This is a genomic window from Gemmiger formicilis (genome assembly GCF_016901605.1).
In the GTDB taxonomy this organism is placed as follows: domain Bacteria; phylum Bacillota; class Clostridia; order Oscillospirales; family Ruminococcaceae; genus Gemmiger; species Gemmiger formicilis_B.
Genome location: NZ_JACJKP010000138.1, coordinates 1 through 8,167, shown reverse-complemented (window position 1 = coordinate 8,167; position 8,167 = coordinate 1). Strand labels below are relative to the sequence as shown.

The following is an 8,167-nucleotide window of genomic DNA, read 5'->3' as shown; positions in this document are numbered from 1 at the left end:
CACCGTTGCCAAAAACTATCTGAACGAAACAGAAATGCGGAACCTGAACGAAATTGTCACCATGTACCTTGACTATGCGGAACGGCAGGCCCGCCGGGGAAATGTCATGTATATGGCCGATTGGGTCAAGCGGCTTGACGCATTTTTACAGTTCAACGAGGAAGATATTCTGCATGATAAAGGCAAGGTGACCGCTGCCATTGCCAAAGCCTTTGCCGAGAAAGAGTTTGAAAAGTTCCGGGTATTGCAGGATCGGACCTATCAGAGCGACTTTGACCGACTGGTTGCAGAGACTTCGGCTGATCAGACAGAATAACCGTATACACAGAAAGCCCACGCCTCCGGTTCTCTTTCCGGCTGCGTGGGCTTTTTGGGCCATCGCTTATTTCTTGTTTTGCAGCTGTTCATGGGCTTCCTGCTGGACAATCAACCCCGCCGAAAATCCATACTTGAAATGGCTTTCACTTTCCTCGCACTGGGCGATAGCGTTCTGCGCCCGGAGTTCCTCCACCAGCGCATAGTCCTCTTTGCTGAGCCGCTGGGATAACTGCTCCATCAACGCTGCACAGGTTTGGATCGCCTTGTGGTATTCCGGGGACGTGGGTACGACTGTTTCACAGGGATAAAACTCTCCATTATACATGGCTTCTAAAATCATGGTGTTCCCTCCCTCAACAGTAGACCAGCTCAGCCAGGACAATTTCCTCGGCTCTGTTGTGGATGGAGTTCATGGAGCGCACCCATGCCATCTGGTCGGCAGCTTTCAGGGCTTCTGTGACGCCCTCTTGCTGCATCATGGATTTTTCAATGATTTCCAGCCGCTCCCGGCAGGCGATGTCGATTTCCTCCAAGTGGGGAAGCAGCTTTTCAGTGACAATGAGATCGGTATACAGAATGGGCCGATGTTCTTTTAAGTAGGCACGGCGCATCCGGCCATATTTCCCGATATGGTACTCTTTGGTGTCTGCTAACACAAGGTTGGGAATGAGATAGTCGCCGCATTGGGTGTAAGTCAGTTCCATACAAGGCTCCTTTCGTGAGAATGTGGTTGACAGTTACGGTAGGTTTGAGGGCATCCCTCCTTTATCATAACTGTCTTTTCATTCGCCACAAATGAGCCGCCAGTCATGATGTAATGTTTTTTGGTGTAATCCACCCTCTATACATTACATCATGCAAGTCATTGTCTTTTCATTTCCCATAGGCTACCTCCATAGAGCAGAAAGGCCAGACAAAGAGTATCCGGCAACGAAGTCCGGCAACGGACTCCGAAAAACCTGTAACCTATCGTCTGGCCATCGTTTCTTACTTTTCAAATTTTCTTGTGAAATCTCGTTGCTTTCGTTGTCAGAGAACAAATGCCCCCCAAAAAGAGTCTTGCTTTACGGGCATTTATCGTATCTACACCCCCACTTTTGCGGTAACAAAGTCAGCAACCAGGCGACAACCTACTGGGCAACAAGCCCCGTAAATCAGGCAATCCACTCCTTTGGCAACTCCAGCTGACGGACTTCTTCCTCGCTCAGCTCCACAAATCTATCTTCGTTGTCGGGCAGTTCGTTGCCGGAACTCTCTCGTTCCCAGCCACGCTGCCGCCCATATCCAGCAAACATCCGGGGGTTAGAGAAAGGCTTCCAGCCCGTCACCACCGTGTTCATGATCTCGTTGATGTTGTGCAGCTGCCAACGCTTCGGCTCCTCAAAGGCGTGTCCCAACTCTTCCTTGAACAGCTGCTTGGAGCAGACCATATTTCCGGTGTAGTGTTCCAGGAAGCCCTGAATCTGCCCGGCCTCGGTGTCCTCCGGCATAAAGTCCTTCTGGACTTCCACCAACTGCTTTTGAATCTCCTTTGAAAGTTTCATGGAATACTCACCGCTGCGGTAAATGGTCATAGCCTCTGCCCACACCTGCAACAGATATTTTCTGGAAGCAGCTTCGTCCTCCAAAATGTGAACCTCCGCTTTCTCCGGGTAAATCATCACTGGAAGGAACCGGCGGTTTCCAGCCCGGTCAAGGGGTAGGAAATCCAGCGTGTTGGAGGAACCGCCGAACACACACTGCCTCAGCCGGTCTTTGGGCTGGGATTCATAGGGCGTGCGGTAGGTTTCCTTTTGACGGCTGATAAAGGAGCGGATCTCCTCGATGCTCTTGGCGTTGCTGGTGGCAAGCATCTCCGACATCTCGATGATCCAGTGGCCTTGCAGCTTAGCAAACACCTTGTCATCATCCAGCTTTTTTAGGTCATCAGAGAACCACTCATCCTGTATAGCCAGGAAGCGAAAGAAGGTAGACTTTCCGGCTCCCTGGCCGCCCACCAGACAGAGCAGCTCCTCATACTTGGAACCTGGATGGAACACCCGGCGGATGGCTCCCAGCAGGAAGTGCTTGAGCATTTCTTCCACATAGTCGCTCTCGTCTGCTCCCAGAAAGTGATGCAGGCAGGAGCGTATCCGAGGCTTTCCGTCCCACACCAAACTGTTCAGCACATCCCGAATGGGGTGATAGCAGTTTTCGTTTGCCACAATGGAGAGTGCTGCTAACATCTTCTTTTCACTGGTTAGGCTGTAGTTCTGCTCAAAGTAAAGGAGCAGATATTTGACATCGGTATCGGTCAAGGCACTGGTGCTTCTGCGCCAGCCCAGATCCTGCACAGTATCCACACGCTCGGTCAGCAGATTCAGCCGGATTGCGTCCCGCAAAAGCGGATCTTGGCAGAACACCGTGCGGCAATTTCCAATTGTGTTGGCCGGTTGTCCTTTCTCAGTGACGGAGAGATTTTCCCGCACCTGCTCAACGGTCAATTCCTCACTTTCGGCCTGCTGGGTTGCAGGCACTAAACTCTGCAATTCGCTGTTCAATGTTTCTCACCTCCTCAAGAAAAAAGCATCTGATTTCTTCGCAAAATCAGATGCCTTAAAGCTCCATATCCTGTTTTTCCTGCCGCTTTTTCCGGTTGGATTCTCTCTGTGCGCTATCCTGCTTGGCTTTTTTCAGGAAAGCAAGAATGGATTCCTTGGCTTTTTCCTGAATCTGCTGTTTACCAGCCTGCTTGACCTCCGGCTGCATCAGCTTCTTCTGGATTTTTGTCAGCGCAGACTGCATGGCGTTTTTGATTTTGGAAATTACTCCATCCAACCGGGCGGCGGCATACTCACGCTCTTTTTGCGGCGCTTTCCGTTCCGGCGAGAGTACCCAGTTTTTCGTTTCCTCCACCAGTCGGAGATCCTCCTTGTGGGTCTCCTGCCGAACGGTGTCAGTCACAACCTCCACCGCCTTGTCATAGGCAATATCCGAAACTTCTTCCACCAGCGTTTCCACATCTTCGATTTTCAGGGTCAGCTCCTCCAGCTTCTGTTCCTGGGCGGCCAACTGCTCCTTTTGCTTCATCAGGATATAGTCCTGTTTCTCCAGATACGCCCGCCCACCATAGGACGGCTCCTGCTCCAAATGCACCCCATGTTTGCGGCTGATGTCAAAGAGCAGCGTGCGGCATACTGCATCAAAGGTTTGTTTTCGATTGTTGTGTTTGCCCTTGGGCTTACTCGGATCAGGCAATTCAAAGCCCAGTTCCTCCAGCGCCTTTTCCTGCTGGGGGCACAACTCCCCATACCGGTTTTTGCAGTCAAACACATGGCGCTCGTGGATGTGAGGCGTACCCTCATCCAGATGCAGCGCCCAGTCCAGAATGTGGATATGGGAACCAAAGCGCCGTTCAAACTCCTCGTAAAATTCGCTGACAATGAGTGCCAGAGTACCCGCTGGAACAGATTCTTCCATGGTGCCGATCTGGTAAATGCTTTCCTCTGGGCAGGTCTTGTTGTTTTTCAAAAGATCTTCTACCGTGCGGTTGCGCTCAGTGTGCCGGGTTTTCTCGTTCCGGGCATTCTGGGCATCTACATGGTCGGAGTAATGCTCGTAGTAATACATCCGCTCAATTTCTTCAAAGCTGAAATCTGGCTGTTCCGGGTTCTCCCGAAGTTCCGGGGTAGTGAAACCACGGTAGCAGTCCCAGTACACATTTTTCTTGGCTCGCTGGGCATCAATGTGTTCACTGTTCTCCACATCAAACCGGCGGTCATTGTGACGGGGATTATAGGTGCCATGCTTGCCGGAGCGTCCGTTATGCCGTGTCAGTTTCAACTTCCATCCCTCCAATCTCTGTTGATTTTCCCCGAAGGGGGGGCAGCGGCGAAGCTGCCAAACCTGCGGATTTCTGCGTCAGGTAATACCCAGTACGAATTGACGCAAGGCATCAACTCTCCCTGGGCAAGGCGTTTCACCCTTGACCCGATGGGGCGGCTGCCCTCAACCTGCCAATGGGCCTTGCCCCTTGACCCCAACAGGGCGCTGCCGCCCCTGCACCCAGGCACAAAGGGCTTGCCGCCCTCTGTACTCCTGCCCGGAGAAGCTGACTTTCATCGCTTGTGCGGTTTCTGTCAGCTCCTTCGGCTCTGAATGCTCCTTTTGTCGCATTTCCCGGCATAAGGGATACTGGGATATCCCGATACCAATTCACCGCAAAAATACCGGGTGCAGACCCGCTATTTTCCCGTGAATTGACCCGGTTTCAGGCGCTCTTCTTGTCCGTCCGCAAGACCTGAAATCGGTGCTGTTTGGCGTACTCTCTGGCAGCAGCCAGCCGTTCTTCACTGTACGGCGGCACCAGACGGATGGACAGGCGGTACTTGTCCATCACATAGGTAACGCTGCCCTCAGTGGTGCTGCGCTCCAACCGGCACAGCTGGGGATACTTGCGGCTGAACTCGGCCAGCCTGCGCTTCAGATCGGCGTTGAAGGTGTAGATACTGGCGGTGTTCTCCGCCTCGTTCCAGTTGATGATGGTTTCTTTCTCATACTTAGACAGCTTCGTCATACAGATCCTCCTCATAGTCGGTGTTTTCCTTTACCAAACGCAGGCGGCGCTTGGCTCTGTAATACTCGTCCATCTCCGCACGGAGCTGATGATAAAAGCCAGTGTACCAGCGTTCTTCCATCTCCGTTTCCATCTTCCGAGCCAGCTCCAGCATCCGGTGCTTGGCCTGCGGGTCAACAGTCAGGGCGGTGAGCCATTTGAGCCTTGTCACCGTGTTGTGGTGGTTGGGACAGGCAAAGGCATACAGCACTTTCTTTTCCCGAATACTCAATTTCATAAAATCAACCTCCTAAAAGTTTATTTTCCATGTGTTAGTTGACGGTTTGCCTGCAATCGCTCCTGCCCGGTTTTCCCCGGCGTATTGTCCTCCTTGGTGCGCTCCTGTCATGGCGTCACTTCCCCAGAGGTCATACCCCTTGCAGCCGGTCATTCAATTTTCAAGGTTCTGTGTCTCCTGACAAAACTCATTTTACCGAAAAAACAGGCCCTCTCCCGTATGTCCAAAACGATGGAAAACGGCTCAAAATCAGCATATTTCCACGCTTATGGAATCATGGTATAATGGTTGAAAACGGCAGGATTTTCCTGATGAGAGGGGGAATTTGGATGCAAACAAAGCTGTCTATCCCGGAGCGGTTAAAAGACTTGCGGGTGGTGGATAGGCACCTGACGCTGGAGCAGCTGGCCGAGCAGACTGGGCTTTCCAAATCTGCTCTCAGCAAATATGAGAGCGACGATTATAAGGACATCAGTCCCTTTGCTATCGCTACGCTGGCGGAATTTTATGGGGTGTCCACCGATTACCTGATGGGTCTATCGGAAAATAAAAATCACCCAAACACAGAGCTTCAGGCCCTGCATTTGAGTGATGATATGGTTGCATTATTGAGCAGCGGAAAAATCAACAACCGGCTGCTGTGTGAGATTGCCACACATGAGAACTTCCTGCGACTGATGACGGATATTGAGATTTTCGTTGATCGGATTGCCGATATGCGGATCGCCCAAATGAATTTGGTTCTGGAGGCCACCCGGCAGGAAGTAATCCGCAGCCATGCGCCGGGGGAAAACGACCTTTATGTCCGCACGCTGGAGCTTGGACAGGTGCAGGAGAGCGACTTTTTCAGCCACACAATTCATGACGATCTGGACAGCATCGTTCAGGATATTCGTCAGGCCCATGTCACCGACCGCACCACCGCCGATCCACAGCCTACTTTCACGGAGGTCAAGGAAAAGTTTGACCGTGCCATGCAGATGGGTAGTAATGAGGAACGGGTGATTCATGAGTTCTGTGACCAGATGCAGATTCCCTTTGACAAGATTGCGTCCGAGGATTTCTCGGCGTTTATGCGGATACTGAGCCTATCTAAACTGCTGAAAAGCCCCAACAATATGAGGGGGAAGGTTCGGACACAGCCTTACCATGGGGCAAAAAAGAAAAAGCGCAGATAGTAGAAAAGACCGTTGCCCTTTGGGGCAGCGGTCTTTTCTGAAATGATTAAATTCACTTTGGAGCACACAGCAAATTGTCCAGCTTGATAACAGAAATTATTGTGTATCCTCGTTAGCGGCAGTTGATTGTCTCTCGTTTTGCGGATTATATTGCGACAGGATGCCTCTCATCTGAGCTTGTCCCATCTTCTCCCAAGCATAAGAATTCCGATCAACCCCGGAAATATAATCTTGGAGATTTCTAAAAATGGTTGTTGCTTGATTAAGTGGTTCAGAATCGTCCTGAACTGATTCAATACCATCGCTTTCGACTTCTATACGACGATCATTATTGATGTTAATCCGATAAACATACTTAATTCGTTGATTTGCAAGTGTTAAGTACTCAATCACACATTCGAATGTGAGCAAACTCGGCAGATTTTTTTCATTCATAGAGAGAATCATCTCATATTGTTGCTGATTGGCAAGCCTAAACACAATGCTCTCATGTCCACGCAAAAAACTGGCACAATTCTTTGTCGTATATGTGATTTGCTCATCGGTACTCATGTTTCTTAAAATAGTTTTTGTAAAAATTGAAACATCTTTTACATCGAGGTCCGTTTTGTTTTCAATTAACAACAGTCTGCATTTTTGCCCAGAACGCTTTTGATCATCATCGAAAAATTCAAAACCATCTTCGCCAGAGTATAGTAAAACACGATTGTAGTCATTCTGTACAATCAATCTGTCTAACAAACCAAACAAGGGCATTAGTAATAGTGTTGGCTTCAGTACAACATACTTGCTTTGCTGAAACTGCTCTTTCCTCTCCAACGCATATTTTTCTTCTTGCTTCTTTAGTTGGGCATGGCTCTTTTGATTGGTGTAAATTACAGCCCCCATTGTTGCCAAAGCAGTAATAACACCAGAAAATATCGTAGCCCCAAAAGTCCACCAGTCCGGTCCTACTGATTGCATTTCGTTAATTTAACGCCTCTTTCTGTTTTAGGTTGGTGCATGAATTTTTTGAATAAATTTATTTCTCATCATCCCCAGGCATTCAGCATGATAGGTTGTAAAACCAACATCCTCTCAATTACCTTCAGATTGCCTTGCCGTATTTAATAATGCTGTAAAAAAGTTTCCCTTGAGAAGTAACTACAGCAAGACCACTTTTGTTATGCCCATATGCTTCTTCTCTTCCATTAAAATACTGCAAAAGTCCAAGGGCAGATAATCTTAGTAACCCCGAATGATCATTAAACACCTGTGAACTCGCCCCTTTTGCAAACACTTTTTCAAAATCGCAGATATCTTGAATCAAAATGCGGTCAAGTATTTCAAAAAAAGCTGTAGCGGTCTCCCAATTAATCCCTGATACCGGGTTATTAAGATAAGCCCTGTAAATATTTGCCATGTACTTAGCTTTTTCTTGTTCTTTATATCGTTCTATATAAAGCAATAACCACTCAATTTCTTTTTGCCTCTTCTCAGGATCATTTTCAACCGTCAATAAATGCTCTTCTATACGTTTTTGAAGCATACTATCGGCCTGTGCCGCTTTCCGCATTTCAGAGATAAAAACATAATAATTTCTTGTTGCAATAAGATCTTTAATGCTTAGAATACTTCTCCCAAGTTTCAGAGCAGTCCCTATCACTGGTACATCCTGCAACATACCTGGCTGAAGGAAAGTATCCAACGCCATCTCGGCATAATCCTGCGTCAAATCAATAACATCGCCGGTTAAATGCTCTATCATAGGCTCTATAAGTTGATATTCCATTTTCTTTCTTTTCATAAACATCCTCAACAATCATTCCATCGGCTTAATCATAGACTCGATGAAAGCAA

General features: G+C 48.7%; 10 protein-coding genes. 2 read left to right on the top strand and 8 right to left on the bottom strand.

The window, feature by feature from the left end; all coding sequences use genetic code 11:
- Positions 1-316, top strand: a 316-nt coding sequence (gene rhuM / locus H6B10_RS10665) for a RhuM family protein (RefSeq protein WP_204651588.1), incomplete at its 5' end; no start/stop codon positions are given.
- Positions 317-382: 66 nt separating this feature from the next.
- On the opposite strand, the gene H6B10_RS10660 is transcribed toward rhuM, so the two are convergent.
- The 6 genes from H6B10_RS10660 to H6B10_RS10635 form a co-directional block, all read right to left on the bottom strand.
- Positions 383-658 (bottom strand): DUF6809 family protein, encoded by a 276-nt coding sequence (locus H6B10_RS10660; RefSeq protein ID WP_118638039.1) that lies wholly within the window; start codon positions 656-658, stop codon positions 383-385.
- Positions 659-671: 13 nt separating this feature from the next.
- On the bottom strand, positions 672-1,022 hold the full coding sequence (locus tag H6B10_RS10655; RefSeq protein WP_007885050.1) for a TnpV protein: 351 nt from the start codon (positions 1,020-1,022) through the stop codon (positions 672-674).
- 450 nt (positions 1,023-1,472) lie between these two features.
- On the bottom strand, positions 1,473-2,801 hold the full coding sequence (locus tag H6B10_RS10650; RefSeq protein WP_345941735.1) for a virulence-associated E family protein: 1,329 nt from the start codon (positions 2,799-2,801) through the stop codon (positions 1,473-1,475).
- Positions 2,802-2,913: 112 nt separating this feature from the next.
- A complete protein-coding gene (locus tag H6B10_RS10645) occupies positions 2,914-4,140 on the bottom strand; it encodes a serine/arginine repetitive matrix protein 2 (RefSeq protein WP_204651586.1) in 1,227 nt (408 codons plus the stop codon).
- A 427-nt stretch (positions 4,141-4,567) separates the two neighbouring features.
- On the bottom strand, positions 4,568-4,873 hold the full coding sequence (locus tag H6B10_RS10640; RefSeq protein ID WP_204651585.1) for a molecular chaperone: 306 nt from the start codon (positions 4,871-4,873) through the stop codon (positions 4,568-4,570).
- A complete protein-coding gene (locus tag H6B10_RS10635; RefSeq protein WP_204651584.1) occupies positions 4,857-5,150 on the bottom strand; it encodes a hypothetical protein in 294 nt (97 codons plus the stop codon). Before H6B10_RS10635 ends, H6B10_RS10640 begins: the two co-directional genes overlap by 17 nt.
- A gap of 329 nt (positions 5,151-5,479) precedes the next feature.
- Here H6B10_RS10635 and H6B10_RS10630 point away from each other — a divergent pair, with 329 nt between their 5' ends.
- Positions 5,480-6,328, top strand: a complete 849-nt coding sequence (locus tag H6B10_RS10630) for a helix-turn-helix domain-containing protein (RefSeq protein WP_204651589.1) — start codon at positions 5,480-5,482, stop codon at positions 6,326-6,328.
- 96 nt (positions 6,329-6,424) lie between these two features.
- Here the strand turns inward: H6B10_RS10630 and H6B10_RS10625 are convergent, their stop codons facing one another.
- On the bottom strand, positions 6,425-7,291 hold the full coding sequence (locus H6B10_RS10625) for a hypothetical protein (RefSeq protein ID WP_204651583.1): 867 nt from the start codon (positions 7,289-7,291) through the stop codon (positions 6,425-6,427).
- A gap of 124 nt (positions 7,292-7,415) precedes the next feature.
- Positions 7,416-8,114 carry a hypothetical protein gene (locus tag H6B10_RS10620; protein ID WP_204651582.1) on the bottom strand — a complete coding sequence of 233 codons (699 nt, stop codon included), beginning with the start codon at positions 8,112-8,114 and terminating at the stop codon, positions 7,416-7,418.
- Positions 8,115-8,167 lie beyond the last annotated feature (53 nt).

What these genes read in the sequence shown, in the direction of transcription:
- H6B10_RS10635 (WP_204651584.1), bottom strand. Translation starts at nt 5,150, where the DNA reads ATGAAATTGAGTATTCGGGAAAAGAAAGTGCTGTATGCCTTTGCCTGT.
- H6B10_RS10655 (WP_007885050.1), bottom strand. Translation starts at nt 1,022, where the DNA reads ATGGAACTGACTTACACCCAATGCGGCGACTATCTCATTCCCAACCTT.
- H6B10_RS10625 (WP_204651583.1), bottom strand. Translation starts at nt 7,291, where the DNA reads ATGCAATCAGTAGGACCGGACTGGTGGACTTTTGGGGCTACGATATTT.
- H6B10_RS10640 (WP_204651585.1), bottom strand. Translation starts at nt 4,873, where the DNA reads ATGACGAAGCTGTCTAAGTATGAGAAAGAAACCATCATCAACTGGAAC.
- H6B10_RS10630 (WP_204651589.1), top strand. Translation starts at nt 5,480, where the DNA reads ATGCAAACAAAGCTGTCTATCCCGGAGCGGTTAAAAGACTTGCGGGTG.
- H6B10_RS10620 (WP_204651582.1), bottom strand. Translation starts at nt 8,114, where the DNA reads ATGAAAAGAAAGAAAATGGAATATCAACTTATAGAGCCTATGATAGAG.
- H6B10_RS10660 (WP_118638039.1), bottom strand. Translation starts at nt 658, where the DNA reads ATGATTTTAGAAGCCATGTATAATGGAGAGTTTTATCCCTGTGAAACA.